The following is a 25,436-nucleotide window of genomic DNA, read 5'->3' as shown; positions in this document are numbered from 1 at the left end:
GCGTTGCCGCCCGCGCGGGAAATTATTTGACGTAAGCCAGCAGGCTAAGTGAATCGCGGGCCAGCGCTTTACATTTTTTCGCCGTCGGAAGGTTAATGCCGCTGAGATCGCGATAGCTGTCTTCGCCAAGCGCTTTCATGTTGTAGCTGTCGTAGTTGCTCAGGTCCCATTGGTTCTGCTGGGCAAAGAACACCAGGGCGCGACGGATCTGCGTGTTGGGAAGGTTCTGGTAGCCACAGTCGTTTTTCAGAAACACAAAAACCGCGGTTAAATCAGCCATGTCTTCCGCTTCTGATTCGCTGAGCGCGTAGCTGTTGGCGGAGAGAGTAAGCAGGCTGCCGAGTACCATTGTTCTGAAAAGCGTCTTCATTTTTTCTACCGTTAGATCACCGACGCTTCAAATTAGCATACTTCTTTACACAGCGCCGATCTTTATTCTTACTCTTCTGCTTGACCTTCCCGTTACGGTAGGGTTTAAGCTCAAATATTCGCCCGCAGAATAAAAGGATGTGAATATGCAACGTCGAGACTTCCTCAAACTGACCGCCGCGGTCAGCATGGCCAGCGCGTTACCGCTTTGGAGCCGTGCGGTCTTTGCGGCCAGTCGCCCGGCCCTGCCGGTACCGCCGCTGTTGACGGCTGATGCGCGCAACCGTATCGCGCTGACCATCCAGGCGGGCAAAACGCAGTTTGGCGCTTTGAACGCCACCACCTGGGGGTATAACGGCTCGCTACTGGGTCCCGCGCTGCAGCTGACGCAGGGGAAGGCTATCACGGTGGACATTACCAACCAGCTGGCAGAGGAGACGACGCTGCACTGGCATGGTCTGGAGGTACCGGGCGAGGTCGACGGAGGACCACAGGGGGTCATCGCCCCGGGCGCCACTCGGACGGTGAGCTTCACCCCAACGCAGCGGGCGGCCACCTGCTGGTTTCACCCGCATCAGCACGGGACCACCGGTCGGCAGGTGGCGATGGGGCTGGCGGGGCTGGTGCTGATCGAGGATGAAGAGAGCGGACGCCTGCTGTTGCCGAAGCAGTGGGGAATCGATGATGTACCGGTGATTGTGCAGGACAAGAAGTTTACCGCCGCTGGCGAAATTGATTATCAGCTGGATGTGATGAGCGCTGCCGTCGGCTGGTTTGGCGATACGCTGCTGACCAATGGCGCTCTCTATCCTGAACATGCCGCCCCGCGCGGCTGGCTACGTCTGCGCTTGCTGAACGGCTGTAATGCCCGTTCCCTCAATTTTGCGACCAGCGATAAGCGCCCGCTGTACGTGGTGGCCAGCGACGGCGGTCTGCTGGCAGAGCCGGTGAAGGTCAATGAGTTGCCGGTCTTGATGGGGGAGCGTTTTGAGGTGCTGGTGGACACCAGCGACGGCAAACCTTTTGATCTGGTGACCCTGCCGGTGGGTCAGATGGGCATGGCCATTGCGCCTTTTGATAAACCACAGCCGGTACTGCGCGTCCAGCCGCTGGTCATTCCTGCCTCCGGCAAGCTGCTGGATACCCTGGCCGCTATGCCGGCGCTACCTTCTCTGACGGGGCTGACGCAGCGTCAGCTCCAGCTGTCGATGGATCCGATGCTCGACAGGATGGGCATGCAGGCGCTGATGGAGAAATATGGCGATCAGGCGATGGCCGGAATGGATCACGGCATGATGGGGCACGGCGGGATGGGCGACATGGGGAATATGCACCACGGCGACATGAGCAACATGAACCACGGGTCCGGCATGGATCATGGCATGTCGTCGGGCAAGGGATTTGATTTCCATAACGCCAACCGCATCAACGGCAAAGCCTTCGACATGAATGTGCCGATGTTCGCCGCCGCCAGAGGCCAGTATGAGCGCTGGGTGATTTCGGGTAAGGGCGACATGATGCTGCATCCGTTCCATATCCACGGCACCCAGTTCCGCATCCTGAGCGAAAACGGCAAGCCGCCAGCGGCACATCGTCGCGGCTGGAAAGACACCGTGCGTGTGGAAGGGGACGTGAGTGAAGTACTAGTGAAGTTTGATCATCCGGCGCCGAAGGAGTTTGCCTATATGGCCCACTGCCACCTGCTGGAACATGAAGACACCGGGATGATGTTGGGGTTCACGGTTTAGGGCGGTATAACCCTGGCGCGTGGGAGAGGGGATAAAGACAAAAAAAACGGCAACTTTCGTTGCCGTTTTGCGTTTTATTTCGCCTCATCCGGGAGCGCATAGGCGACGATATAATCGCCCATTTTGGTCCCGAACGAGCCGTGACCGCCGGCAGAGATGACAACATACTGTTTGCCATTCACTTCGTAGGTCATCGGGGTGGCCTGACCGCCGGCTGGCAGACGGGCTTCCCACAGCTTCTCGCCGTTGCTCATATTGTACGCGCGCAGGTAGTTATCCGCGGTCGCGCCGATGAACAGGACGTTGCCCGCCGTGGAGATCGGACCGCCCAGCATCGGCATACCCATGGTGAATGGGAGTTTAACTGGCATCGGAAACGGCAGGCTGTCCTGCGGGGTACCGATACGTTTTTTCCATACCACTTCGTTAGTTTTCAGATCCAGCGCGGAGATATAGCCCCAGGCCGGCTGTTTGCACGGCAGACCGAACGGCGACAGGAACGGGTTCAGGGTGACGCCGTACGGGACGCCGTACTGCGGCTGCACGCCGGACTCGGTGCCTGAGCCTTTCGCATCTTTCGGCGGCTCCATTGGGTTGCCCGGGCCGCGTGGGATCAGTTTAGAGACGAACGGCAGCGCCATCGGGTTGGCGATAGCCACCTGACGGTTCGGATCGACGGAGATACCGCCCCATTCAAACATCCCCAGGTTACCCGGGAAGACGAGGGTGCCCTGCTCAGATGGCGGGGTGAAGATACCCTCATAGCGCATCTGATGGAAAATCACGCGGCACACCAGCTGGTCGAACATGGTGGCGCCCCACATGTCCGCCCCGGTCAGATCTTTCTTCGGACGGAAGCTCAGATCGGAGAACGGCTGGGTTTTGGCGACGTAATCGCCTTTGGCGGCGCCCTGCGGAACCGGTTTTTCCGGGGCCGGGACCACCAGCTCGCCATTACGGCGATCCAGCACGAAGATGTTGCCGGTTTTCGCCGGAGCATAGACGACCGGCACGGTTTTGCCGTTGACTTCAATGTCAGCCAGCGTCGGCTGGGAAGGCATGTCCATATCCCACAGATCGTGGTGGACGGTCTGGTAGCTCCAGGCCAGCTTACCGGTGGTGGCGTTCAGCGCGACAATCGAGCTGGCATAGCGCTCTTGCTCCGGCGTGCGGTTACCGCCCCAGATATCCGGAGTGGTCACGCCCATCGGCAGATAGACCAGATCCAGTTTGGCGTCGTAGGCGGCAGGCGCCCAGGAGTTGGGTGAGTTGAGCGTGAAGTGATGCTCATCGCTTGGGATGGCGTTCGGATCTTTCGCGCCTGGATCGAAGGCCCACAGCAGTTTCCCGGTATTCACATCAAAGCCGCGGATTACGCCTGACGGCTCGCGGGTAGAGAAGTTATCGGTAACTGCGCCGGCAATCACGATGGTCTTATCGGTGATAATCGGCGGGGAAGTGGGTTCATACATGCCCGGCGTGGTCACCGGCATGTTGGTCTGCAGGTTGAGAATACCTTTGTTGGCAAAGGTTTCGCACAGCTTACCGTTGTCGGCGTTCACTGCGAACAGGCGACCATCGTTCACCGGCAGGATAATGCGGCGCGGACAGTCGGCGACGACGTCGGCAGGGGCGTTATCCGCTTTCGCTTCGTGATACGAGACACCGCGGCAGGTGACGTGCTGGAACGACGGGTCGGCGTTCAGCTGCGGGTCAAAATGCCACTTCTCTTTACCGGAGGCGGCGTCAAGCGCGAACAGACGCTGGTGGGCGGTACACAGGAAGAGCGTGTCGCCGACTTTAATCGGCGTCACTTCGTTAGTGATTTCACCCGGATCGTTCGGCTGTTTCAGGTCGCCGGTGCGGAACACCCAGGCTTCCTTCAGGTTCTTCACGTTGTCGGCGTTAATCTGCTTCAGCGGGGAGAAGCGCTGGCCTTCCTGGTTGCGGCCATAGGCCGGCCAGTCGCCGTCGGCAACGTTGGAGATCGGCGCCGCCGGGGTGGCGTCGGCGCTCAGAGTGCCGTTGATCTCCTGCGGGTCGTTAAAACCGGCCCAGGTCAGCATGCCGCCGCTGATCAGCAAGGCGACGACCAGCGCGCCTACGGCGCCAGCGGAAGGCACCGGCAGACGACGCCAGACAAAGGGCAGGATCAGCCAGATACCAAAGAAGACGAGGATATCGCTACGCGGCGTCAGCGCCCAGAAGTCGAAGCCGACTTCCCAGACGCCCCAGATCATGGTCGCCAGCAGCAGCGCGGCGTACAGCCACAGCGCAGCGCGCTTGCCGCGGAACAGCATCACGGTCACGCCCAGCATCACCAGACCGGCGACGGGGTAGTACCAGGAGCCGCCAAGCACGACCAGCCATGCTCCGCCGATTAAAAGATAGAGGCCGCAGAACGCTGCAAATAGCGCAGTCAGCGTCACCAGGAGCCTTGATTGTTGAGACTTTGTTTCAGCCATAGAAAGTTACTCATGTGTTTGTTAATTTTTTAACTGCAATTAATTATAGGATTTAACAAGTGTGATCGGAATCACAAATATGGCTTTATTAATCCCTGCACCGCAGATTTCTTTTTGCTGGTATACTGGATGGCTTGCCGGTCATCGTCGGGGCGAAAGCAGCGGCTTTGATGATTTATATTTAGAATCAAATGGTTAGTCTTATGAAACATACTGTAGAAGTGATGATCCCGGAATCCGAGATCAAAGCGCGCATCGCGGAACTGGGTCGTCAAATCAACGAACATTATCAGGACAGCGGCAGCGAAATGGTGCTGGTGGGGCTGCTGCGCGGCTCGTTTATGTTCATGGCCGACCTGTGCCGTGAAGTGCAGGTGCCGCATGAAGTCGATTTTATGACCGCCTCGAGCTACGGCAGCGGCATGTCCACTACCCGTGATGTGAAAATCCTCAAAGATCTGGACGAAGACATCCGTGGTAAAGACGTTCTGATCGTGGAAGATATCATCGACTCCGGCAATACCCTGTCTAAAGTGCGTGAGATCCTCAGCTTGCGCGAGCCTAAGTCGCTGGCCATTTGTACGCTGCTGGATAAACCAAGCCGCCGTGAAGTGAATGTCCCGGTTGAGTTCGTCGGTTTCGCCATTCCGGACGAGTTCGTGGTGGGCTACGGTATCGACTACGCTCAGCGCTACCGCCATCTGCCGTATATCGGCAAAGTCACCCTGCTGGACGAGTAAGGGGATATCCCACTCTGGCGCGCGCGCCAGAGTGGCTAAGTCTGAAGGCTATTTGTGGTTGATGTGCTTGATCTTGAGGTTGGAGATCCCGTGGCGATAGCGCTGTTCAAGGGTTTCCCGGCTCACGGCGGTCACATCCAGATCGCGCAGCAGTCCGTCGTGAATGCCATATGCCCAGCCGTGGATGGTCACCTTCTGTCCGCGCTTCCACGCCGATTGCATAATCGTCGAATGTCCCAGGTTGTACACCTGCTCCATTACGTTCAGTTCACAAAGGGTATCCAGCCGGCGCTCCTCCGGCATTTCCCCCAGCAGCGAGCTGTGTTTAAACCAGATATCGCGGATATGCAGCAGCCAGTTGTCGATGAGCCCCAGCTCCGGGTTCTCCACCGCCGCCTGTACGCCGCCGCAGCCGTAGTGGCCGCAGATAATAATGTGCTCGACTTCGAGAACATCGACGGCATACTGCACCACCGACAGGCAGTTGAGGTCGGTGTGGATCACCAGATTCGCCACGTTACGATGCACAAACAGTTCGCCTGGCTCCAGGCCGGTGAGTCGCTCAGCGGGTACGCGGCTGTCAGAACAGCCAATCCACAGGAAGCGCGGTTTCTGCGTTTGCGACAGTTTCTCAAAAAAGCCGGGGTCCTCTTCCACCAGCATTTTTGACCATAGTGCATTGTTGCTGATGAGTGTATCTATATCATTCATGGACGTTATCGGCCTGTAACCAAGTAAGTGCGTTGCGCTAATATAGGGTAAGCTCACCTTTTTTAAAACCATCTTAACCCGTGATACTTCCGGCTGCAGATGCGCTGGCCGCGCCACTACAGCGCAAACGTCAGTCAGGCGGGTTAATGACGTGTCATGACACGAGAAGAGATATTTAATGACCATTGCTCTGGAATTAAAACAGCTCAAAAAAACCTACCCCGGCGGGGTTCAGGCGCTGCGGGGAATTGACCTGCAGGTTGAAGCGGGGGATTTCTATGCCCTGCTGGGCCCGAACGGGGCGGGAAAATCCACGACGATCGGCATCATCAGCTCGCTGGTGAACAAAACCTCCGGTCAGGTCAATGTCTTTGGCTACGATCTGGAGAAAGACGTCGTCAACGCCAAGCGCCAGCTTGGCCTGGTGCCGCAGGAGTTTAACTTTAACCCGTTCGAGACCGTGCAGCAGATCGTCGTTAACCAGGCGGGCTACTACGGCGTTGAGCGTAAAGAAGCCATCGCCCGCAGCGAAAAGTACTTAAAACAGCTCGATCTGTGGGAAAAACGCAGCGAACGCGCGCGGATGCTCTCCGGCGGGATGAAGCGCCGCCTGATGATCGCTCGCGCGTTGATGCATGAGCCGAAGCTGCTGATCCTCGACGAGCCGACCGCCGGCGTCGATATCGAACTACGCCGCTCGATGTGGGGTTTCCTCAAGGATCTCAACGATCGTGGAACCACCATTATTCTGACCACCCACTATCTGGAAGAGGCTGAAATGCTGTGCCGCAACATCGGCATCATCCAGCACGGTACGCTGGTGGAAAACACCTCGATGAAAGCGCTGCTGTCGAAGCTGAAATCAGAGACCTTTATTCTCGACCTCGCGCCAAAGAGCCCGGTGCCGAAGCTCGAGGGCTACCAGTATCAGCTGGTCGATACCTCGACGCTGGAAGTGGAGGTCCTGCGCGAGCAGGGGATTAACAGCGTTTTCGCGCAGCTGAGCGCCCAGGGGGTGCAGGTACTGAGTATGCGTAACAAAGCCAACCGTCTGGAAGAGCTGTTTGTCACCCTGGTGCATGAGCGAAAAGGAGAGTCAGCATGATGCAGCTTTATTGGGTCGCGCTGAAAAGCATCTGGACCAAAGAGATCCACCGTTTTATGCGCATCTGGGTGCAGACGCTGGTGCCGCCGGTGATCACCATGACCCTGTACTTCGTGATTTTCGGCAACCTGATCGGGTCGCGCATCGGCGAGATGCATGGCTTTACCTACATGCAGTTTATCGTGCCGGGCCTGATCATGATGGCGGTGATCACCAACGCTTACGCCAACGTCGCCTCGTCGTTCTTCAGCGCCAAGTTTCAGCGCAACATTGAGGAGCTGCTGGTGGCGCCGGTGCCGACGCACGTGATTATCGCCGGCTACGTGGGCGGCGGGGTGGCGCGCGGGCTGTGCGTGGGTATCCTGGTGACCGCGGTGTCGCTGTTCTTTGTGCCGTTCCAGGTTCACTCCTGGCTGTTTGTCGCCCTGACGCTGCTCCTCACCGCGGTGCTGTTCTCGCTGGCCGGACTGCTGAACGCGGTGTTTGCCAAGACCTTCGATGACATCAGCCTGATCCCGACCTTTGTGTTGACGCCGCTGACCTATCTCGGCGGGGTGTTCTACTCGCTGACCCTGCTGCCGCCGTTCTGGCAGGGGCTGTCGCATCTGAACCCCATCGTCTACATGATCAGCGGCTTCCGCTTCGGCTTCCTCGGTATCAACGATGTGCCGCTGGTGACCACCTTTGCGGTGCTGGTGGTCTTCATCGTCGCCTTCTATCTCCTCTGCTGGTCGTTAATCCAGCGCGGTCGCGGCCTGCGTAGCTGATACTCATCACGGTTAGCGCTTCCGGACGCCAATACGCGAAGCGCTAACCGCTTATCTTTGACCCCCATCACCGATACGCCATCTTCCCCTTGCTACATTGTTGGCTGGCTAAGGAGGGAAGCATGCTTGGTTGGGTCATTACCTGCCACGATGAGCTGGCGCAGGAGATGCTGGATCGTCTTGAACAAAAATTTGGTCCGCTGGCCCAGTGCCGGGCGGTCAATTACTGGCGCAATCTCAGCAGCAATATGTTGAGCCGGATGATGTGCGATGCGCTGCATGCCACCGACTCCGGAGACGGGGTCATTTTCCTAACCGACAGAACCGGCGCGGCGCCTTATCGGGCCGCGGCGTTGATGAGCCACAAACATACCCACTGCGAAGTGATCTCCGGCGTCAGCTATTCATTACTTGAGCGAATGTATCTGCTGCGGGACACGTTAAGCAGCGAGGCGTTTCGCCAGGCTATCGTCAGCGCGGGCGGGCCGATGGTGAGCAGCCTGTGGCATCAGCAGCAGAAGAACCCCCCGTTCCGGTTGCGTCATGATACCTTTGGAAATTAAGCAGCGGGACAGATGCCGCTTTTGTTACAATAACCGCCGTTGATGGTTTACCGGTTCGATGCGCATGCTTGTCCGATTTTTTACTCTGCTTCTTTTACTGACCTCACTCAGCGCCTCCGCCAGTCTGCTTAGCCAGCAGGGCAAACCTGTGCGCTATATGCAAACCACCGAAGACGCGGTGATCTGGGCGCAGGTGGGGAACCATGTGGTCAGCGTGGGCAATGTGCGTGCCGGGCAGATCCTCGCGGTTGTCCCGACGGCGGCTGATTACTATGAGTTTCGCTTCGGCTTCGGCACCGGGTTTATTGACAAGGGCCATCTGGAGCCAGTGCAGGGTAAGCAGCGGGTGGAGGACCGTCTGGGGGATCTCAATAAGCCGCTGAGTAACCAGAATTTACTCACCTGGAAAGATACACCGCTCTATGACGCTCCCTCAGTGAGCAGCGCGCCGTTCGGCACGCTGGCCAATAATCTGCGCTATCCGATCCTCAGCAAGCTGAAAGACCGCCTCAATCAGACCTGGTTTCAGATCCGCATTGGCGATCGGCTGGCGTGGGTCAGCAGTCTGGATGCGCAGGAGGATAACGGGATCCCCGTGCTGACCTATCACCATATTCTGCGTGACGAAGAGAACACCCGTTTCCGCCATACCTCGACCACCACCTCGGTACGCGCCTTCAATAACCAGATGACCTGGCTGCGGGATCAGGGGTATACCACGCTGACCCTGTATCAGCTGGAAGGCTACGTGCGCAATAAAATTAACCTTCCGGCGCGGGCAGTCGCCATTACCTTTGATGACGGTTTGAAATCGGTAAACCGCTACGCCTATCCGGTGTTGAAACAGTATGGCTTCCACGCCACCGCCTTTATTATCTCTTCGCGCATCAAGCGTCATCCGCAGCAATGGGATCCGAAATCGCTGCAGTTCATGAGCATTTCTGAGCTCCGGCAGATCCAGGACGTCTTTGACATTCAGTCGCATACCCACTTCCTGCACCGGGTGGACGCCGGCCGGCGGCCGATCTTATTCAGCCGCAATTACCATAATATTCTGTTTGATTTTGCCCGTTCGCGCCGGGCGCTGAGCCAGTTTAATCCACATGTGCTCTACCTTTCCTATCCCTTCGGCGGCTATAACGCCACGGCGGTGCAGGCGGCGAATGACGCCGGGTTTCATATGGCGGTGACGACGGTGCGTGGGAAGGTGAAGCCGGGGGACAATCCGTTTCTGCTAAAGCGGTTATATATCTTACGCACGGATTCGCTGGAGACGATGTCGCGGCTGATCAGTAACCAGCCGCAGGGGTAAACTTCGGCGCTGCGCCTGAGCGCAGCGTCGTGGTCATCAGGCGACCTGCACCGGAATCGCTTTCGCCTGGCGCTTCATTTCGTTGTCGCCTTCGAAGTAGGCGATGTTGGGCTGCCAGCGGCGCGCCTCTTCGTCAGACATGGTGACGAAGCTGGCGATGATCAGGATATCGCCGACGCTGGCGCAGTGCGCGGCGGCGCCGTTAACGGAGATGATTCTGGAACCCCGCTCGGCGGCAATGGCGTAGGTGGAGAAACGGTTACCGTTGGTGACGTTCCAGAGGTGAATGGTTTCATTCTCCAGAATACCGGCCGCATCCAGGAAATCCTGGTCAATGGCGCAGGAACCTTCATAGTGCAGGTCAGCCTGCGTCACTTTTACGCGGTGGAGCTTGCCCTGCAGCATATTACGCATCATAACTTCTACCCTTCAACCTTAATGTAGCAGAGCGGACACGACGTCCGCCCTGAGAAAAGCCCGGGCAAGTATTGCCCGATTTTTACCCGCTGTCTACTGACCGAGCGTGACGATCTGGTTGTCGATCAGGCGGGCCTGACCGAGCCAGGCGGCCATCAGGATCACCGCGCGCTGGCTGGCTTCGGTCAGCTCAAGCAGGGTGTCGGCATCGCGGATCTGAATGTCGTCGGCACGGAAACCTTTCTCGTTCAGTTCCTGCTCGGCGATAGCGATGATCTCGTCGAGCTGACGGTCGCCGGCGGCCAGTTTTTCCGCCACCGCGCTCAGCACTTTATACAGACCGGGGGCGATTTTGCGCTGGTCGGCGGTCAGATAGCCGTTACGCGAGCTCAGCGCCAGGCCATCCTTCGCGCGGACGATCGGCACGCCGATAATATCGATATCGTAGCCCATGTCGGCAACCATCTTGCGGATCAGCGCCAGCTGCTGGAAGTCTTTCTCGCCAAAGCAGGCGACGTCTGGCTGAACCAGGTTGAACAGCTTACTGACGATGGTCGACACGCCGCGAAAATGGCCCGGACGGCTGGCGCCTTCCAGCATAGTGGACAGGCCGGGGACGTCGACGTAGGTCTGGCCTTCGGTGCCCTGCGGGTAGACTTCCGCCGGCGTCGGCGCGAAGACAAAGTCGACATGACGCTTGTTCAGCTTTTCGCAATCATCCTGCAGGGTGCGCGGGTAGCGCGCCAGGTCATCGGCGCGGTCAAACTGCATCGGATTGACGAAAATACTGACCACCACCACGTCCGCGCTGGCTTTGGCTTCATCAACCAGCTTCATATGACCATCATGCAGGTTGCCCATCGTCGGGACCAGCGCGATACGCTTGCCTTCCTGACGCAGACGGCGGATATGCTGACGCAGCAGCAGCACGGATTCTATAATCAGCACAACAAGACTCCTTAATGGAAACTGTGTTCTTCGCCCGGATAGACCCCGGATTCGACTTCGGCAATATACTGCCGCACCGCGGCGCGGATGTCGCCCGCCTCGGCAAGGAAATTCTTGGCAAATTTCGGAATGTGGCCGCCGGTAATGCCGAAAGCGTCATGCATCACCAGGATCTGCCCATCGGTGACGTTGCCCGCGCCGATGCCGATCACCGGAATGGTCAGGGCTTCGGTGATGCGTTTCGCCAGGGCGACCGGGACGCACTCCAGCACCAGCAGCTGCGCGCCTGCCGCTTCCAGCGCTAACGCGTCTTCAAACAGGGTTTGCGCCGCATCGCCGCGGCCCTGCACTTTATAGCCACCGAATACGTTCACCGACTGCGGCGTCAGGCCGAGGTGGCCGCAAACCGGCACCGCGCGTTCCGCCAGCATCCTCACGGTCTCGGCCAGCCAGGCGCCGCCTTCGAGTTTGACCATATTGGCGCCGGCGCGCATCACGATGGCGGCATTTTCGAAGGTCTGCTCCGGCGTGGCGTAGGCCATAAACGGCAGGTCGGCGAGCAGCAGGCTGTTCGGCGCGCCGCGGCGGACGGCGCGGGTGTGATAGGCGATATCTTCCACGGTGACCGGCAGGGTGGAGTCGTGACCCTGCACCGTCATTCCCAGCGAGTCGCCCACCAGCAGCACATTAATGCCTTCATCGGCGAACAGCTTCGCGAAGCTATGGTCGTAGGCGGTAATGGTGGCAAAGCGCTTCTTTTCCTGTTTGCATTTCTGCAGCAGGGCAATGGTGGTCGGTTTCATAACATTTCCTGATGATGAAAGTCATATTAACCGGCATTCTAACAGCAGCATTTAGAGGGGCAATGATTTTGGGCAACCGATTACGACGATCGCCGTAAATGCTAAAAAAGGAGAGGGAATTACCAGATAGCGGGTTTTGTCGCGCCGAGATCATCCAGTACGGTACGCAGCGCAGGGCCGTCAGGAAAGCGGAGGTCCGGGGCGATCTCGAACAGCGGCCAGAGCATAAAGCCACGGTTTTTCATATCGTAGTGCGGAACGGTCAGACGCTCGCTGTTAATGACCGCATCGCCAAACAGCATGATATCGAGATCGAGGGTGCGCGGCCCCCAGCGTTCGGCTTTGCGCACCCGACCCTGCTGCAGCTCAATGCGCTGGGTGTGATCGAGCAGCGCCTCGGGGGCCAGCGTGGTTTCCAGCGCGACGGCGGCGTTGAGATAGTCCGGCTGATCCTGCGGGCCCAGCGGCGGCGTACGGTAGAACGAAGAGACGTTCACCACGCGGCTGTAAGGTATTTCGCCCAGGGCGCGGATAGCCGCCTGCACCTGCGCCAGTGGCGAAGCGAGGTTACTGCCGAGGGCGATATAGACCAGGGTCATGCGTTACCCTGGCGCGGCGCGCGCTTGCGCGGACGGCGGTGGCGACGGCGCGGCGCCGGATCGTCCCCGAGGTCGTTGAGCATATCTTTTTGCGCCGGCGGCGCGGCGACCTGGAATTCGCCCCACCATTTGGTCAGACGCTGCAGTTCGCCGTTGTTTTCAGCGCCGGCGCGTAGCTCCAGCAGATCGTAGGCGGCGCGGAATTTCGGATGCTCCATCAGCTTCCAGGCGCGTTTGCCCTGGCGACGGGACATGCGCAGCTGCAGCTGCCAGATATCGCGGATCAGTGTGGTGATGCGCTTAGGGATCGCCAGCGTACGGCAGGCTTCGTCCAGTACGTCGTTCATCGCCAGCGCGAAGGCGTCATAGTACGCCAGGCCGCTCTCCTGAGCGATTTTTTGCGCCGTTTCCAGCAGCGGATACCAGAACATCACCGAGAAGAGGAAGGCCGGATTGACGCGCATGTCGTTATGAATGCGGGTGTCGGTGTTCTTCAGCACCTGGTTGATGATCCGCTCCATCGGGCTATCGCCGCGCTCGGTAAAGTAGCGGGTGATGGTCGGGAACAGCGGCTGGAACAGGTTGTATTCCCGCAGCAGCAGGTAGGTCTGATAGCCATGCCCGGCCTGCAGCAGCTTGAGCACTTCTTCGAACAGGCGCGCCGGCGGCACGTCGTGGAGCAGGGCGGCCAGCCGCGGCAGCGGTTCGGCCGTTTCCGGGCTGATGGTCATATCCAGCTTGGCGGCGAAGCGCACCGCGCGCAGCATGCGTACCGGATCCTCGCGATAGCGGGTTTCCGGATTGCCGATCAGGCGGATCACGCCGTCCTGCAGATCCTTCATGCCGCCGACGTAGTCGCGCACGGTAAAGTCCGCCACGCTGTAATAGAGGCTGTTTATGGTGAAGTCGCGACGCTGGGCGTCCTCTTCGATCGAGCCGAAGATGTTATCGCGCAGCAGCATGCCGTTCTGGCCCCGCTGGGAGGTGACGCGATCGGTAGTGTGTCCTTCGTGATGGCCACGGAAGGTAGCGACCTCAATGATTTCCGGCCCGAACATCACGTGCGCGAGGCGGAAACGGCGCCCGACCAGACGGCAGTTGCGGAACAGCTTACGCACCTGATCCGGCGTGGCGTTGGTCGTGACGTCAAAATCTTTTGGCTTTTTGCCAAGCAGCAGGTCGCGGACGCCGCCGCCGACCAGCCAGGACTCGTAGCCCGCCTTGTTGAGGCGGTACATGACCTTGAGGGCGTTTTCACTGATATCTTTGCGGGAAATAGCATGCTGCTCACGCGGGATCACCGTCATAGGCGTTGGTTCGACGGCGGCTTCTGCCTCGCGCTCCTCACGGCTTAGCACCTTACGGCAAAAATTAGCGACTCGGGTAAAAATGGTGCACCTCGTAGTGTCAGACGGACTTCAGATCAACTGTACAGTGTAAAAATAGCGGCTAATCATAGCTCAGCGGGAGCCATTTGAGAATGCTCGATTTTCGCGGGCTGCCAGTTGGCGACGGCCTGGGCGAGTAAATCATCGACGCTCAGGGCCTGCCACTCCCCGGCGATCTCCTGATTCAGAAAGCGGAGCGCGCGGACGATTTCGGGGCGCGGATCGCCTTCCGGCAGCGCCGGCGCGTGGTTTTGTTTAGAGAGCTTATTGCCGTCGGCATTGAGGGCCAGCGGCAGATGGAGGTAGTCCGGCGCCTGCCAGCCAAAATGCTGATACAGCGAAATCTGCCGCACCGTCGGCTCAATCAGATCGGCGCCGCGGACGATCTCGGTGATCCCCTGAAAGTGATCATCCACCACCACCGCCAGGTTGTAGGCAAACAGCCCGTCGCGACGGTGGATAATAAAATCTTCACGCGCCAGCGGCTCGTTGGCGACCAGCGTGCCGCGCAGGCGGTCGGTGAACTGCAGAACCGGACGGGTCTGGCGCAGACGCAGCGCGGCGTTTTCCGCCCCCAGGCCAAGGTCGCGGCAGTGACCATCGTAGATCCCGCCTACGGCGTGGATCCGCGCGCGGGTGCAGGTGCAGTAATAGCTCAGCCCTTGCTCACCCAGCCAGGCCAGCGCCTCGCGGTAGGCTTCGTGCCGTTGCGACTGCCAGAGCACCTCGCCGTCCCAGTGCAGACCGTAGTGGTCGAGCTGGCGCAGGATGGTGTCGGCGGCCCCGGGGACTTCGCGCGGCGGGTCGATATCTTCAATACGAACGCGCCAGATACCCTGGTTCGCGCGGGCTTGCAGGTAGCTGCCGAGCGCGGCGATCAGAGAGCCGAAGTGGAGTTCGCCGGAGGGGGAGGGAGCAAAGCGCCCTATATAGCGTGAGTCAGTCATGATACGGACAACAGAACCAGGCGGGAGAGACTCCCGCCAGAGAGTGAGGCAGCAGGGGATTAGCCCGCCATCTGTTTTTCGCGAATTTCCGCCAGGGTTTTGCAGTCAATGCACAGATCCGCTGTCGGACGCGCTTCCAGACGGCGAATGCCGATCTCCACGCCGCAGGATTCGCAGTAGCCGAAGTCTTCATCTTCAACTTTTTTCAGCGTTTTCTCGATCTTTTTGATCAATTTACGTTCGCGGTCGCGGTTACGCAGCTCCAGGCTGAACTCTTCTTCCTGGGCGGCACGGTCTACCGGGTCCGGGAAGTTAGCAGCTTCATCCTGCATGTGCGATACGGTGCGATCCACTTCATCCCTGAGTTGATTACGCCATGCTTCAAGAATACGCTTGAAGTGCGCCAGCTGGGCTTCGTTCATATACTCTTCGCCCGGTTTCTCTTGGTACGGCTCCACCCCAGCGATGGCGAGAATACTCAGGGACGATGTTTTACGGTTTTGCCCTTCTTGCATGTTGCTTCTCCTTAACACGCACTATCGATCCCCATGTGGGGGAAAATCAGGCCGCTATAAATAGCAGATGCTTTTCCGGATAGCAATTATCTAAACGTTACACTTGACAACCCTGTGAAGAAAAGCGTATTCGCGCTTGCGACCCGAACACTATTTAGCCACTTATTTACCGGGGTTTAACACCACGGCGATCGGCTTATTCAGAGTCATCCTCGTCGTAGAAAGTTCCGCTTTCCAGGCGAGAATTTCCACCCCCTTGTCGCGGGCTTCTGTTAACAGCTGTGCGTATCTGGCATCAATATGATGCGCGGGAGAGAAACGGTCAATTGCCGAATGCAGGACGGCAAATAAAATCACCGCGCGGTCGCCATTTGCCGCGACGGCCATCAGCTCCCGCAGGTGCTTCTGACCGCGTGTGGTCACCGCATCGGGAAAATAACCGTATTCTTTCTCCGCCAACGTAACCGATTTCACTTCAATATAGCAGTTTTGGCGATCATCTGCCTGTAACATAATATCGATACGGCTATTCTCTGCACCGTATTTCACTTCACTTTTCAGCTGGTTATAGCCTGAAAGTTCAGGGATTATTCCGGCGGAAATCGCCTCTTTCGCCAGCGTATTCGCGCGCAGCGTATTGACGCAAATAACGGCGCCCTGCTGCGTTTCAGTTAATTCCCAGGTGTGGGCATATTTGCGCTTCACATTGTCAGAGGTGGAATACCAGACGGTGTCGCCCGGGGCGGCGCAGCCGGTCATCGCCCCGGTATTCGGGCAGTGGAGCGTCAGCTCGCGGCCATCGGGGGTCACCACGTCGGCAAGAAATCGTTTGTAACGTTTAAGCAAAATGGCGGGCTGCAACGGCGGATCAAACTGCATCAACTTTCCTTATCAAACGGATAATGTTCCAGCGCCGTGTAGCGCGTGCGCCCCCGGCTAAAGCTGGATTCATAGAGCACGAACTCGTTCACCGGAAACGTCCAGCGAAAGCCGGGCGGCGGGATCGGCACCGCCTGGCGGGCGTCGCGCCACAGGGTAATATGCGGATGAAACGGCTGCGGACTCTGATAGCAGCCGCTGCGCGCCGCCTGAGCGCGCAGCATGCTGGCGAGCTGCAGCAGGCCGCGCGGCGGCTGACGGGTCCCGAGCCAGACCACCCGCGAGCGCAGCCACTGTCCGGCATCGTCCAGCGTCAGGGTAAAGCCCGGCGGCTGGAGGCGGCCGGCGAGGGCGGTCAGCGCCCGCTGTTTTTCCGCGCTCACCTCGCCGAGAAACGCCAGCGTGAGGTGAAGGTTATCCGCCACGACGGGCCTGCCGGCATCCTCCGGGAAGTGCGTTGCCCGCCACTGGACAATCTGTTTGCGGATGGCAGGCGGCAGTTCAATCGCAAAAAACAGCCTTTTCGGCTCAGACATGATAGAGACTCGGTAATGAATTAGGGGGATGCTACAATGCGAGCCCCTGAATGTTAACCCCCGGAGCCTTTTGTGTCCTCATTGCCGGTTGCCGCCGTCCTCCCAGAATTGTTATCCGCCCTGCAGCATGCGCCGCAGGTTTTGCTCAATGCGCCGACCGGCGCCGGGAAGTCGACCTGGCTGCCGCTGCAGATCCTTGCCGAGGGCAACATCACGGGACGCATTATCCTGCTGGAGCCGAGGCGTCTGGCGGCGCGCAATGTCGCGCAGCGGCTGGCTGAACTGCTCGGCGAAAAGCCGGGGGAGACCGTGGGTTACCGCATGCGCGCCGAAACCTGCGTCGGACCGCAGACCCGCCTGGAGGTGGTCACGGAGGGGATCCTGACGCGCATGATCCAGCGCGATCCCGAGCTGACGGGCGTGGGGCTGGTGATCCTCGATGAGTTTCACGAGCGCAGCCTGCAGGCGGATCTGGCGCTGGCCCTGCTGCTTGATGTCCAGCAGGGGTTACGTGACGATCTCAAACTGCTGATTATGTCGGCGACCCTCGATAACGAGCGCCTGCAGCGTCTGCTGCCGGAGGCGCCGGTGGTGGTCTCGGAGGGGCGCGCTTATCCGGTGGAGCGTCGCTTCAGCCCGCTCTCCGCGCACCAGCGTTTTGATGAGGCGGTGGCGGTAGCGGCGGCGGAGCTCCTGCGGCATGAACAGGGGTCGATGCTGCTGTTTCTGCCCGGCGTCGGCGAGATCCAGCGCGTTCTCGACCAGCTGACGGAGCGCGTGGCGGAGGATGTCATCCTCTGTCCGCTGTATGGCGCGCTGCCCCTGAGCGAGCAGCGCAAAGCGATCCTCCCGGCGCCGGCCGGGAAGCGCAAAGTGGTGCTGGCCACCAACATTGCCGAGACCAGTTTGACCATCGAGGGCATCCGCCTGGTGGTCGACAGCGCCCAGGAGCGGGTTGCCCGCTTTGACCCGCGCACCGGCCTGACCCGGCTGGTGACGCAGCGCATCAGCCAGGCATCGATGACGCAGCGCGCCGGACGCGCCGGTCGTCTCTCCCCGGGGATCTGCCTGCATTTGCTTGGCAAAGAACAGGCCGAACGAGCGGCGGCGCAGAGCGAACCAGAGATCCTGCACAGCGATCTGTCGGCGCTGTTGCTGGAGCTGCTGCAGTGGGGGTGCCACGATCCGGCCGCGCTGGCCTGGCTGGATCGGCCGCCGGCGGTGAACCTGGCCGCCGCGCGCCGCCTGCTGGAGGCGCTCTCGGCGCTGGACGGCGAGCGGCTGTCGGCGTTTGGCCGCAAAATGGCGACCCTCGGCAACGAGCCCCGGCTGGCGGCGATGCTGGCCGCTGCCCAGACCGATGACGAGGTGGCGACGGCGGCCAGGCTGGCGGCGATCCTCGAGGAGCCGCCGCGCGGCGGGCTGGTGGATTTGGCCGCCGTCTTTTCCCGTCAGCAGGCCAACTGGCAGCAGCGGGCGCAGCAGCTGATGAAGCGTCTGGCCTGCCGCAGCGGACAGCCCGACGCCGGACGAATGGCCGCGCTACTGGCGTCGGCCTTCGCCGACCGCATCGCCCGTCGCCGCGGTCAGGAGGGGCGCTATCAGCTGGCGAACGGCATGGGCGCGATGCTTGACGCCGACGACGCGCTGGGCCGCCATGAGTGGCTGATCGCTCCGCTGCTGCTGCAGGGCAGCACCTCGCCGGATGCCCGCATGCTGCTGGCTCTGCCGGTGGATATCGGCGAGCTGATCGCCGCCCGTCCCGAGCTGGCGCAGCGTTCCGACACGGTGGAGTGGGATGAAGCGCAGGGGACGCTGAAAGCCTGGCGGCGGACCGTGACGGGCCAATTGGTGATCAAGACCCAGCCGCTGGCGAAGCCATCTGAGGCGGAGCTGCATCAGGCGATGCTCAACGGTATTCGTGAGAAAGGCCTTGCGGTGCTCAACTGGACGCCAGAGGCCGAGCAGCTGCGACTGCGGCTGCAGTGTGCGGCGCAGTGGCTGCCGGAAGAGGCATGGCCCGCGGTGGATGACGCTTCGCTACTGGCCTCGCTGGAGGCATGGCTGCTGCCGCAGATGAACGGCGTTCACTCGCTGCGGGCGCTGAAGGCGTTGGATCTGCGTCAGGCGCTACAGGACTGGCTGCCGTGGCCGCTGCGCCAGAAGCTGGATCGCGAGCTGCCGACGCACTATACCGTGCCGACCGGCAGCCGTCTGGCGATCCGATACCATGCGGAGAACCCGCCGGCGCTGGCGGTGCGTATGCAGGAGATGTTCGGCGAGGCCACGACGCCGGTTATCGCCGAGGGGCGGGTGCCGCTGGTGCTGGAGCTGCTGTCGCCCGCCCAGCGTCCGCTGCAGATCACTCGCGATCTCAGCGCCTTCTGGCAGGGAAGCTACCGCGAGGTGCAAAAAGAGATGAAGGGACGTTATCCGAAACACGTCTGGCCGGACGATCCGGCCAACGCCGCCCCGACCCGGCGCAGCAAAAAATATTCGTAGCCCCAGGCGCCGGGCGGCATTCTGCCCGGCCAGGCGAACCACTCACGCTAGACCATCTGCTGCCAGAGAAAAACGCCCCCTCCCGCCAGCGCCAGCCAGGGGCCGAAGGCCAGCGGCTGCTGCAGCGACTGCCGGGTCCACAGGCGTTGCAGCAGGGTCCACGCCAGCCCGCTGGCCGAGGCGAGCAACAGCACCTGCGGCAGAGCCTGCCAGCCGCACCAGGCGCCCAGCGCCGCCAGCAGCTTAAAATCGCCATAGCCCAGGGCCTCTTTGCCGGTCAGCAGGCGGAACAGCCAGTAGACCGACCACAGCGCCAGATAACCGGCCATCGCCCCGGCGACCGCGTCCGGCAGTGCAATGTACACCTCGTTAAGATTAAACAGCAGTCCGGCCCACAGCAGGGGCAGGGTCAGGCGATCGGGCAGCAGCTGGGTCAGGGCGTCAATCCGCGCCAGTATCAGCAGGAAGGAGAGCAGCACCAGGCCGCCCGCCAGCGCCAGGCCCGGCGCGAGCAGCGCCCCGGCGAGGATAAACAGCAGGCCGGTGGCCAGCTCGGTCAGCGGATAGCTCCACGAGATGCGCGCCTGACAGCAGCGGGCGCGACGGCCTAGCCAGAGGAAGCTGAGCAGCGGGATATTGTCCCGCCAGGCTATCGGCTGGCGACACTGCGGGCAGGATGAGCCCGGCGTGCTGAGGGTTATCGGCTCGTCGTCCGCGGTTTGGGTCAGCATGCGCGGCAGACGGTAGATCACCACGTTGTAAAAGCTGCCCAGCGCCAGGCCGAACAGCAGCAGGAAACCATACCAGACAAGGGGAAAATGCAGCGATAATGCGGCTAATGTCGTCATTTTTGCTCCTTTAATCACCATTTTCCCTGCAGCTGCCACGGCGTCGGGCCCGGGGCGTTTTTCGCCATCGGGCGGGCGACCAGCAGCGCCAGCAGGGGCGGCATCCCCTGACGGGGCTGTAGCGTACCGCGAAACAGATAGCGGCCATCGGGCGACAGGGTTCCCTGGCCGCTGAGGCTCAACTGATGAGAATCCTGGCGGATGGCCAGCGCCACGGCGCCGTTCACCGTACAGCTTAAGGCGCCACTGACCTGGGCCAGCTCCAGGCTACCGACCGGAGAGTGCAGCCGGGCCTGACGCCACTGCGCGCGTCCGGCGGTGATTTGCCGGCAGCGCCCCTCGCTGAAGTGCGCTTCGGCCAGGCTGAAAGTGACCTCTCCCTCGGCGCTGACGGGCATAGTCGGCGTTAGCCAGCGTCCAAGCAGGCTGGCGGGGGCGGTGAGCCGCCCCTCCTGCAGACGCAGATCGCGGATGCCCCACAGCCGGGCCTGACCCTCCACGCCGCGGGGATCGCTGAGCGCGATCTGCCAGCCAGCCAGGGTGAGCGACCACGTCAGCCGCTCAAGCCGCACGCCGCGCCAGGAGACCGACTGCGCCGCGCCGCGCCAGATGCTGCCGCTAAGGTTGGCCACCTGTACCTCGGGCGGCAGCATCGGGACTAACAGACGCGCCGGGGCGGTGGCGGTCAACCACAGCAGATAGAGCGCCAGCAGTAGCCCACCTGCGAGCCCGTTAGCTTTCATCGTCGCGCTCCAGCAGCAGATGGTTGACTGTGACCCAGCCCGGCCGCGACGGCTGCCCGGTTACGGACAGCGAGACCGCGTTGACGCCGCGCATCGCCGGGGCGTCCAGCCAGTCCATTAGCGCCTGGAAGGCGCAGGGCTGAAGGGTGACCTGCAGACGTTTCCCCTGCGGCTGCAGACGAACGACTTCCAGCCCGTGGCTCGCCGCCTCGCGCATCACCAGCGCGGTGAGCGCCTCTTTTGCCGCCGGCGCGGGCTGCTGGCTGAGCTGCTGCAGGCGCGGATCCTGCTGCGTCATCCAGCGCAGGCTGGCCTGCTCTTTCACCAGGGTTTGCCGCCACTGCGCCTCGCGGGCCCGCCAGGGCTGCCACAGCCCGTACCAGAGGGCGCAGGCTGTCAGCAATCCCGCCAGGCCGAGCAGCAGGCGCTGCTCGGACAGCGTGCGCTGCCGCCACCAGATGAGCAGATTAGCCATCGTTTTCCTCCAGCGTCAGCTGTCCCTCAATGCCATCCGGCCTGGTGGTCATGTCGCCTGGCCGGACGCGAAACCGCGGCTGCGCTCGCTGGGTAAACTGCTCCAGCGCCCGGGAAGAGGCCGCGGCGATATCCAGCTGCAGACGGTTGCCTGCGGCATCCCAGCTCAGCGCCCGCAGGCGGATCCCCGGCGTTTCGCTGATGATGTTTTGCAACGCGCTGAGGCGGTCGACGAGGGGGGCATGCTGCGCCTGACGGGCAAGGGTTTGCAGATGCTGCTGCATCTGCAGTCGCGGGTTAATCACCTTTTTCTCCGTTGGAAACCAGCGATGATAGTAGGCCCGGCTGGCCTGCCGGGCGGCCTCGGCCTGACGCGCCAGATCGCGATGATCCAGCACGCTGTTAACCGCCAGCAGCAGCGCCAGGGCCAGCGCGGCATACCGCGCCGGACGCCAGCTCGTCTGATCAGGCCGCCGACGGCGGACGGCGAACTCCCCCTGCAGCAGACTGAGCTTCTGCGCCGCCGGATGACTTGCGGCAAGGGAGAGCAGCGTCTGCGCAGGCTGCGCGCGCCACTCTCCCGGCGCCGCGGGCGGCGGCGAATAGCTGTCGATGACGTGCTCTTCCGCCTCGCCCTGCAGCAGCTCCGCCAGCCAGGGGGGTTCCGCCGCCATGCCGGCCCATGGCTGGTGGCGGATCAGCCACTGGTCGTCCGCCTGCACCGCGCTCCACGCCGGCGGTTGCCAGGGCAGGGCCAGCACATCGGGCGTCAACGCCAGGGGCCGTAGCGAGAGCGACTCGCAGCGCGCCAGCCAGTCGCGCATTTTTTGCCGCTGCACGGCGACGATCTCGCACTGGGCCTGCTGGCGGTGGAGCAGGGCAAAATGGGTGGCTTCCACCTCGTCGGCCAGCTGCTCTTCCAGCAGGAAGGGGGCCACCTGCAGCGGCGGTTTACGCAGGCCCGCCGGCAGGGTGAGGGTGTGAAACGCGCAGTCGCTGGCCGGGATCAGCACCCAGGCCGGGTAATGCGCCGCCAGTGTCGGGAAAGGGCTGGCGTCGTCAGCCGGCCACCGGCCGCTGGCTTCGTGGTGCGGCTCGCCGGGGGCGAAGAGTTGCCAGTGCAGCGGCGCCTGCCCGGGGGCGAAGCGCACGATCAGCATGGCCTGGGGGGAAGCGTTAAACTTATTCATCAACCACCATAGAAAGTCCGTATCGCCGCTGGACGACGGTAAAGGCGCGCCCCTCCTGTTGCAGGACGCTGTGCAGCTGAAAGCGAAGGTTGCCGGTCACCACGGTGAAGGCGGCGATAAAGCGTGTGCTGTGCACCGTCAGCCAGGGACGGGCGAGCGTGGTATCGGTTTTCTGCAGCGTCGGCTGCGCGAGAAAGGCGGCGACGCTGCTCCACCCGGTTCGCGGGCGGTTGTGCAGCAGCTGTTGCGCCTCCTGCAGCGTCAGATCGCCGGGAAAGAGGGCCGCCAGCAGGGCGGCCTGGGAGGGGCGCAGGGTGTTGACATTGACCTGCAGCGCGTCATTCGGCTGGACGCAGACGAAGGGGAGCAGGCGCTGATAGAGCGCGGCGTCCATTCCGGCCAGCAGGCGCAGCTCGCTGACATCCTGCATCGGCTGGTTGGCGGCGAGATAGCCCGGGGTTTGCGCCATATAGACCTCGTCTTCCGCGCCGTTCAGCCGCGGCTGGCCGTCGCTGTCCGTCCAGTCGCCGAGGGCGGCGGCGATCTGGCTGGCGCGCAGCGGCGACTCGCCGAGCAGCGCCAGCAGCCGGGCGAAGACGTCGGTCGGGTAGGGCGTACCGCCGCTGGTCTCATCCGCGCGATGGTTGATGGCATTGAGATTAAAGCAGGCGTGCCCGTCGCGGATCGTGGCGAGGATTTCGCCATCGTCGAGGGTAAAGCGGCGTCCCTCCTGCGCCCAGGTTTGCGCCAGGTTTGTTTGACTGGGCGAGTCCAGCGCGTCGCGTTGCAGTAGCGCGGCGGCCATGTTTTCCGCCGCCAGGGCGTACCATCTGGCCTGCAGATTATCGAGGGTCACGGCGGTGTGTTGATACATGACCGAGGTGCGTTCGGTCATGGCGCTGGCGAGGATCATCATCAGGGCGAGGATGAACAGCACCATCAGGAGCGCGACGCCGCGTTGCCGATTTTTCACTGGCCGCCTCCCGGGGTGAGTAAAAACAGGCGGGTTATCTCCCCGCTGTTCGCCAGCGTCAGGGTGATCTCCAGCCCCTGCGGCAGCGACTGCGAGCGGTCCCAGGTCTCCTGCCAGCGCCCGTCGGCATAAAACCGCAGGCGAAACGCCGTCACCTCGCGCAGCAGCACCCGGACCGTCGGCTGGCTGCCGGTCAGCGGATCCTGCTGATCGAAGCTGAGTCGTTCAAGCTGCTGCTGGCGCAGGCGGTAGCTGACGTTCTGGATCTCCGAGCGCGGGAGGATCCCCAGCGGATTCGGCCAGCCGCTGCGGCTGAAGGCCAGCCCCCAGTCGTCGCTCTGCAACTGGAAACGTCCGGCGAAGAAAAGCGTGTCGCTGTTTCTGGCGCGACGGGGAATGATGTGCGTGACATCATCGGCGATCTGGCGAAAGGCGCGCTGGAGGGCGGCGATCTGCTGGCTCTTCTCGCGGGTCAGGCCATCGGCGCGGATGACGTTCTGCAGCACCATCACGGCGGCGGCGCTGAGGACGGCGAGGATAGCCAGCGCCAGCAGCGTTTCAATCAGGGTGAAACCGCGCATTTTCGTTATCATGGCGACGTCACCCAGGTGCGAAGCGTCGCCAGCGGTGCGGGATCGCTTTTTTGCCGCCGGACCTCCACGTCCAGCGCCCGCAGCTGCGGCAGCGCGGTTTCCACCCCCTGCCAGCGGACGAACCAGCGCGTCCCGGCGGCCTCCACGGTGGTTTCGGACCAGCTGAGGGCGGGCCAGCGTTTCTCCAGCCGCAGCTGCACCAGCTGATTATCCGCCAGCCAGCTGGCGAGGATTTTCTCTTCCATACGCCCAAGCTGGCGCGTCTGCTGCAGGGTGGACTGCATCACCGCCAGGCCGGCGAGGGCGAAAATCACCAGCGCGACCATCACTTCGATAAGCGTCATTCCGCTCTCGCGTTTCATGGCTGCTCCCGCGCCGCCAGCTGCTGACTGTCGCCCTGGGCGTCGATGTTGATGCCCGTCGCGGCGTCAATCCGCAGCTGAAACGGCGTGACTTCGCCGCCGGGGAAGATGATCACGTCGGGCTGCTCGCCTGGCGTCCACGCCTGGCCGTCGGGAAAGCGCAGCGTCAGCCTGGCCTGCGGGAGGGTTTCCGCCGTGGTGGCGCGCCCGGCCTGCAGCGGCAGCCACTGCGCGTTGCCCCAGCGGTCGTCAGCCGCCGCCGGGGCGCCTTCGTCTGCAGGCTGCAAACGCATAAACTGCCAGCGGTCAGGGTGGATGACGATCCCGAAGAGCTGGCCGGTTTGCTGCCCGCGCTCGCGGACAAAGTCCAGCTGTGCCTGAAAGCGCGCCAGGATCTGCGTGGCCTCCTGGGTGCGGGCGGAGGGAAACGCCAGCAGCACCATGCTGGCGCTGATGCCGATCAGCAGCAGGACCAGCATCATTTCCAGGAGGGTGAAACCGCGCTGAGACACTATTTCTTCCCGAGGGTCCAGTTGCCGATGTCGTCATTGGTGTCGGGCATCCCGTCCGGGCCGACGCTGAAGACGTCGATGGCGCCATGCTGACCGGGGCTTAACAGCTGATACTCATTTCCCCACGGGTCCTGCGGCAGGCGGCGGATATAGCCCCCTTCCGGGTAGTTGCGGGCATGCGGCTCGGCGGCCGGGGCGGTTACCAGCGCCTGCAGTCCCTGTTCGGTATTCGGGTAGCGGCTGTTGTCCAGCTTATACATGTCCAGCGCCCCCTCGAGCGCCACCAGATCGCTGACCACCTTCTGGCGGTCCGCTTTCTCCTTGTTGCCCATCAGGTTAGGTACCACCAGGCTGGCGAGGATGCCGAGAATGACGATCACCACCATAATTTCCAGTAACGTGAAGCCGCGTTGCCGTTGCATAGTTT

The 25,436-nt window shown here is 61.7% G+C and carries 29 protein-coding genes; 8 read left to right on the top strand and 21 right to left on the bottom strand.

What is annotated here, in order from left to right; genetic code table 11:
• Window positions 1-22: 22 nt before the first annotated feature.
• Window positions 23-370: a YacC family pilotin-like protein gene (locus MKR05_RS22370; protein ID WP_004204381.1), complete on the bottom strand. Its 348-nt coding sequence runs from the start codon at window positions 368-370 to the stop codon at window positions 23-25.
• Between the two features lie 145 nt (window positions 371-515).
• Between MKR05_RS22370 and cueO the strand changes: the two genes are divergently transcribed.
• Window positions 516-2,117: a multicopper oxidase CueO gene (gene cueO, locus MKR05_RS22365; protein ID WP_023292004.1), complete on the top strand. Its 1,602-nt coding sequence runs from the start codon at window positions 516-518 to the stop codon at window positions 2,115-2,117.
• Window positions 2,118-2,191: 74 nt separating this feature from the next.
• On the opposite strand, the gene MKR05_RS22360 is transcribed toward cueO, so the two are convergent.
• On the bottom strand, window positions 2,192-4,582 hold the full coding sequence (locus MKR05_RS22360) for a glucose/quinate/shikimate family membrane-bound PQQ-dependent dehydrogenase (protein ID WP_032455031.1): 2,391 nt from the start codon (window positions 4,580-4,582) through the stop codon (window positions 2,192-2,194).
• Window positions 4,583-4,661: 79 nt separating this feature from the next.
• On the opposite strand from MKR05_RS22360, the gene MKR05_RS22355 reads away from it, so the two are divergent.
• Both MKR05_RS22355 and hpt read left to right on the top strand, forming a co-directional pair.
• A complete protein-coding gene (locus tag MKR05_RS22355) occupies window positions 4,662-4,781 on the top strand; it encodes a hypothetical protein (RefSeq protein WP_032426021.1) in 120 nt (39 codons plus the stop codon).
• 4 nt (window positions 4,782-4,785) lie between these two features.
• Window positions 4,786-5,322: a hypoxanthine phosphoribosyltransferase gene (hpt, locus tag MKR05_RS22350; RefSeq protein WP_004204384.1), complete on the top strand. Its 537-nt coding sequence runs from the start codon at window positions 4,786-4,788 to the stop codon at window positions 5,320-5,322.
• Between the two features lie 48 nt (window positions 5,323-5,370).
• Here the strand turns inward: hpt and can are convergent, their stop codons facing one another.
• Window positions 5,371-6,033 carry a carbonate dehydratase gene (gene can, locus MKR05_RS22345; protein ID WP_004204385.1) on the bottom strand — a complete coding sequence of 221 codons (663 nt, stop codon included), beginning with the start codon at window positions 6,031-6,033 and terminating at the stop codon, window positions 5,371-5,373.
• Window positions 6,034-6,211: 178 nt separating this feature from the next.
• Here can and MKR05_RS22340 point away from each other — a divergent pair, with 178 nt between their 5' ends.
• From MKR05_RS22340 to MKR05_RS22325, 4 genes are all read left to right on the top strand, one after another.
• The gene (locus MKR05_RS22340; RefSeq protein ID WP_004204387.1) at window positions 6,212-7,138 is read left to right on the top strand and encodes an ABC transporter ATP-binding protein; all 927 of its coding nucleotides are present in this window, start codon (window positions 6,212-6,214) and stop codon (window positions 7,136-7,138) included.
• Window positions 7,135-7,905, top strand: a complete 771-nt coding sequence (locus MKR05_RS22335; RefSeq protein WP_004204389.1) for an ABC transporter permease — start codon at window positions 7,135-7,137, stop codon at window positions 7,903-7,905. The genes MKR05_RS22340 and MKR05_RS22335 overlap by 4 nt, the downstream gene beginning before the upstream one ends.
• 122 nt (window positions 7,906-8,027) lie before the next feature.
• Window positions 8,028-8,468 carry a PTS sugar transporter subunit IIA gene (locus tag MKR05_RS22330; protein WP_023292007.1) on the top strand — a complete coding sequence of 147 codons (441 nt, stop codon included), beginning with the start codon at window positions 8,028-8,030 and terminating at the stop codon, window positions 8,466-8,468.
• A gap of 58 nt (window positions 8,469-8,526) precedes the next feature.
• Complete coding sequence (locus MKR05_RS22325; protein ID WP_023292008.1) at window positions 8,527-9,780, top strand: polysaccharide deacetylase family protein; 1,254 nt, start codon at window positions 8,527-8,529, stop codon at window positions 9,778-9,780.
• A 36-nt stretch (window positions 9,781-9,816) separates the two neighbouring features.
• Here the strand turns inward: MKR05_RS22325 and panD are convergent, their stop codons facing one another.
• From panD to thpR, 9 genes are all read right to left on the bottom strand, one after another.
• On the bottom strand, window positions 9,817-10,197 hold the full coding sequence (gene panD, locus MKR05_RS22320; protein ID WP_004204397.1) for an aspartate 1-decarboxylase: 381 nt from the start codon (window positions 10,195-10,197) through the stop codon (window positions 9,817-9,819).
• 93 nt (window positions 10,198-10,290) lie between these two features.
• On the bottom strand, window positions 10,291-11,145 hold the full coding sequence (gene panC, locus MKR05_RS22315) for a pantoate--beta-alanine ligase (RefSeq protein ID WP_023292009.1): 855 nt from the start codon (window positions 11,143-11,145) through the stop codon (window positions 10,291-10,293).
• Between the two features lie 11 nt (window positions 11,146-11,156).
• Window positions 11,157-11,948 carry a 3-methyl-2-oxobutanoate hydroxymethyltransferase gene (gene panB / locus MKR05_RS22310; RefSeq protein WP_023292010.1) on the bottom strand — a complete coding sequence of 264 codons (792 nt, stop codon included), beginning with the start codon at window positions 11,946-11,948 and terminating at the stop codon, window positions 11,157-11,159.
• A 119-nt stretch (window positions 11,949-12,067) separates the two neighbouring features.
• On the bottom strand, window positions 12,068-12,547 hold the full coding sequence (folK, locus tag MKR05_RS22305) for a 2-amino-4-hydroxy-6-hydroxymethyldihydropteridine diphosphokinase (RefSeq protein WP_048296707.1): 480 nt from the start codon (window positions 12,545-12,547) through the stop codon (window positions 12,068-12,070).
• Window positions 12,544-13,938, bottom strand: a complete 1,395-nt coding sequence (pcnB, locus tag MKR05_RS22300) for a polynucleotide adenylyltransferase PcnB (protein WP_071787251.1) — start codon at window positions 13,936-13,938, stop codon at window positions 12,544-12,546. The genes folK and pcnB overlap by 4 nt, the downstream gene beginning before the upstream one ends.
• 62 nt (window positions 13,939-14,000) lie before the next feature.
• Complete coding sequence (gene gluQRS, locus MKR05_RS22295; RefSeq protein WP_023292013.1) at window positions 14,001-14,882, bottom strand: tRNA glutamyl-Q(34) synthetase GluQRS; 882 nt, start codon at window positions 14,880-14,882, stop codon at window positions 14,001-14,003.
• Window positions 14,883-14,941: 59 nt separating this feature from the next.
• Window positions 14,942-15,397, bottom strand: a complete 456-nt coding sequence (gene dksA, locus MKR05_RS22290) for an RNA polymerase-binding protein DksA (protein ID WP_002888845.1) — start codon at window positions 15,395-15,397, stop codon at window positions 14,942-14,944.
• A gap of 162 nt (window positions 15,398-15,559) precedes the next feature.
• Window positions 15,560-16,276 (bottom strand): DNA/RNA nuclease SfsA, encoded by a 717-nt coding sequence (gene sfsA, locus MKR05_RS22285; protein WP_023292014.1) that lies wholly within the window; start codon window positions 16,274-16,276, stop codon window positions 15,560-15,562.
• The gene (gene thpR / locus MKR05_RS22280) at window positions 16,276-16,812 is read right to left on the bottom strand and encodes an RNA 2',3'-cyclic phosphodiesterase (RefSeq protein WP_101989316.1); all 537 of its coding nucleotides are present in this window, start codon (window positions 16,810-16,812) and stop codon (window positions 16,276-16,278) included. Before thpR ends, sfsA begins: the two co-directional genes overlap by 1 nt.
• Before the next feature lie 72 nt (window positions 16,813-16,884).
• On the opposite strand from thpR, the gene hrpB reads away from it, so the two are divergent.
• Window positions 16,885-19,314 carry an ATP-dependent helicase HrpB gene (hrpB, locus tag MKR05_RS22275; RefSeq protein ID WP_101989315.1) on the top strand — a complete coding sequence of 810 codons (2,430 nt, stop codon included), beginning with the start codon at window positions 16,885-16,887 and terminating at the stop codon, window positions 19,312-19,314.
• A gap of 47 nt (window positions 19,315-19,361) precedes the next feature.
• On the opposite strand, the gene MKR05_RS22270 is transcribed toward hrpB, so the two are convergent.
• The 9 genes from MKR05_RS22270 to gspG are packed head-to-tail and all read right to left on the bottom strand — an operon-like array spanning window position 19,362 to window position 25,431.
• Window positions 19,362-20,162, bottom strand: coding sequence for an A24 family peptidase (locus MKR05_RS22270; protein ID WP_101989314.1), 801 nt, complete (start codon window positions 20,160-20,162; stop codon window positions 19,362-19,364).
• A gap of 14 nt (window positions 20,163-20,176) precedes the next feature.
• On the bottom strand, window positions 20,177-20,905 hold the full coding sequence (locus MKR05_RS22265; protein WP_101989313.1) for a type II secretion system protein N: 729 nt from the start codon (window positions 20,903-20,905) through the stop codon (window positions 20,177-20,179).
• The gene (locus MKR05_RS22260) at window positions 20,895-21,380 is read right to left on the bottom strand and encodes a type II secretion system protein M (RefSeq protein ID WP_049014314.1); all 486 of its coding nucleotides are present in this window, start codon (window positions 21,378-21,380) and stop codon (window positions 20,895-20,897) included. The genes MKR05_RS22265 and MKR05_RS22260 overlap by 11 nt, the downstream gene beginning before the upstream one ends.
• On the bottom strand, window positions 21,373-22,569 hold the full coding sequence (gene gspL / locus MKR05_RS22255) for a type II secretion system protein GspL (RefSeq protein WP_101989312.1): 1,197 nt from the start codon (window positions 22,567-22,569) through the stop codon (window positions 21,373-21,375). The genes MKR05_RS22260 and gspL overlap by 8 nt, the downstream gene beginning before the upstream one ends.
• Entirely contained in the window at window positions 22,562-23,542 is a 981-nt protein-coding gene (gene gspK / locus MKR05_RS22250) for a type II secretion system minor pseudopilin GspK (protein WP_101989311.1), read from the bottom strand. Before gspK ends, gspL begins: the two co-directional genes overlap by 8 nt.
• On the bottom strand, window positions 23,539-24,135 hold the full coding sequence (gene gspJ, locus MKR05_RS22245) for a type II secretion system minor pseudopilin GspJ (protein ID WP_023292022.1): 597 nt from the start codon (window positions 24,133-24,135) through the stop codon (window positions 23,539-23,541). The genes gspK and gspJ overlap by 4 nt, the downstream gene beginning before the upstream one ends.
• Entirely contained in the window at window positions 24,132-24,497 is a 366-nt protein-coding gene (gspI, locus tag MKR05_RS22240; RefSeq protein ID WP_032452553.1) for a type II secretion system minor pseudopilin GspI, read from the bottom strand. Before gspI ends, gspJ begins: the two co-directional genes overlap by 4 nt.
• Window positions 24,494-25,009: a type II secretion system minor pseudopilin GspH gene (gene gspH, locus MKR05_RS22235; RefSeq protein WP_060591174.1), complete on the bottom strand. Its 516-nt coding sequence runs from the start codon at window positions 25,007-25,009 to the stop codon at window positions 24,494-24,496. Before gspH ends, gspI begins: the two co-directional genes overlap by 4 nt.
• The gene (gspG, locus tag MKR05_RS22230; protein ID WP_002889054.1) at window positions 25,009-25,431 is read right to left on the bottom strand and encodes a type II secretion system major pseudopilin GspG; all 423 of its coding nucleotides are present in this window, start codon (window positions 25,429-25,431) and stop codon (window positions 25,009-25,011) included. Before gspG ends, gspH begins: the two co-directional genes overlap by 1 nt.
• Window positions 25,432-25,436 lie beyond the last annotated feature (5 nt).

The sequence above is a fragment of the Klebsiella sp. K5-204 genome (genome assembly GCF_030128585.1).
Classification (GTDB): domain Bacteria; phylum Pseudomonadota; class Gammaproteobacteria; order Enterobacterales; family Enterobacteriaceae; genus Klebsiella; species Klebsiella quasipneumoniae.
Note: the sequence above shows the minus strand (reverse complement) of the source record. Positions and strands in the feature narration are given on the sequence as shown.

Bases quoted from the DNA above. Each gene is read 5' to 3' on its own strand.
- MKR05_RS22370 (WP_004204381.1), bottom strand. From the start codon at position 370: ATGAAGACGCTTTTCAGAACAATGGTACTCGGCAGCCTGCTTACTCTC.
- cueO (WP_023292004.1), top strand. From the start codon at position 516: ATGCAACGTCGAGACTTCCTCAAACTGACCGCCGCGGTCAGCATGGCC.
- MKR05_RS22360 (WP_032455031.1), bottom strand. From the start codon at position 4,582: ATGGCTGAAACAAAGTCTCAACAATCAAGGCTCCTGGTGACGCTGACT.
- MKR05_RS22355 (WP_032426021.1), top strand. From the start codon at position 4,662: ATGGCTTTATTAATCCCTGCACCGCAGATTTCTTTTTGCTGGTATACT.
- hpt (WP_004204384.1), top strand. From the start codon at position 4,786: ATGAAACATACTGTAGAAGTGATGATCCCGGAATCCGAGATCAAAGCG.
- can (WP_004204385.1), bottom strand. From the start codon at position 6,033: ATGAATGATATAGATACACTCATCAGCAACAATGCACTATGGTCAAAA.
- MKR05_RS22340 (WP_004204387.1), top strand. From the start codon at position 6,212: ATGACCATTGCTCTGGAATTAAAACAGCTCAAAAAAACCTACCCCGGC.
- MKR05_RS22335 (WP_004204389.1), top strand. From the start codon at position 7,135: ATGATGCAGCTTTATTGGGTCGCGCTGAAAAGCATCTGGACCAAAGAG.
- MKR05_RS22330 (WP_023292007.1), top strand. From the start codon at position 8,028: ATGCTTGGTTGGGTCATTACCTGCCACGATGAGCTGGCGCAGGAGATG.
- MKR05_RS22325 (WP_023292008.1), top strand. From the start codon at position 8,527: ATGCGCATGCTTGTCCGATTTTTTACTCTGCTTCTTTTACTGACCTCA.
- panD (WP_004204397.1), bottom strand. From the start codon at position 10,197: ATGATGCGTAATATGCTGCAGGGCAAGCTCCACCGCGTAAAAGTGACG.
- panB (WP_023292010.1), bottom strand. From the start codon at position 11,948: ATGAAACCGACCACCATTGCCCTGCTGCAGAAATGCAAACAGGAAAAG.
- folK (WP_048296707.1), bottom strand. From the start codon at position 12,547: ATGACCCTGGTCTATATCGCCCTCGGCAGTAACCTCGCTTCGCCACTG.
- gluQRS (WP_023292013.1), bottom strand. From the start codon at position 14,882: ATGACTGACTCACGCTATATAGGGCGCTTTGCTCCCTCCCCCTCCGGC.
- dksA (WP_002888845.1), bottom strand. From the start codon at position 15,397: ATGCAAGAAGGGCAAAACCGTAAAACATCGTCCCTGAGTATTCTCGCC.
- sfsA (WP_023292014.1), bottom strand. From the start codon at position 16,276: ATGCAGTTTGATCCGCCGTTGCAGCCCGCCATTTTGCTTAAACGTTAC.
- thpR (WP_101989316.1), bottom strand. From the start codon at position 16,812: ATGTCTGAGCCGAAAAGGCTGTTTTTTGCGATTGAACTGCCGCCTGCC.
- MKR05_RS22270 (WP_101989314.1), bottom strand. From the start codon at position 20,162: ATGACGACATTAGCCGCATTATCGCTGCATTTTCCCCTTGTCTGGTAT.
- MKR05_RS22265 (WP_101989313.1), bottom strand. From the start codon at position 20,905: ATGAAAGCTAACGGGCTCGCAGGTGGGCTACTGCTGGCGCTCTATCTG.
- MKR05_RS22260 (WP_049014314.1), bottom strand. From the start codon at position 21,380: ATGGCTAATCTGCTCATCTGGTGGCGGCAGCGCACGCTGTCCGAGCAG.
- gspL (WP_101989312.1), bottom strand. From the start codon at position 22,569: ATGAATAAGTTTAACGCTTCCCCCCAGGCCATGCTGATCGTGCGCTTC.
- gspJ (WP_023292022.1), bottom strand. From the start codon at position 24,135: ATGATAACGAAAATGCGCGGTTTCACCCTGATTGAAACGCTGCTGGCG.
- gspI (WP_032452553.1), bottom strand. From the start codon at position 24,497: ATGAAACGCGAGAGCGGAATGACGCTTATCGAAGTGATGGTCGCGCTG.
- gspG (WP_002889054.1), bottom strand. From the start codon at position 25,431: ATGCAACGGCAACGCGGCTTCACGTTACTGGAAATTATGGTGGTGATC.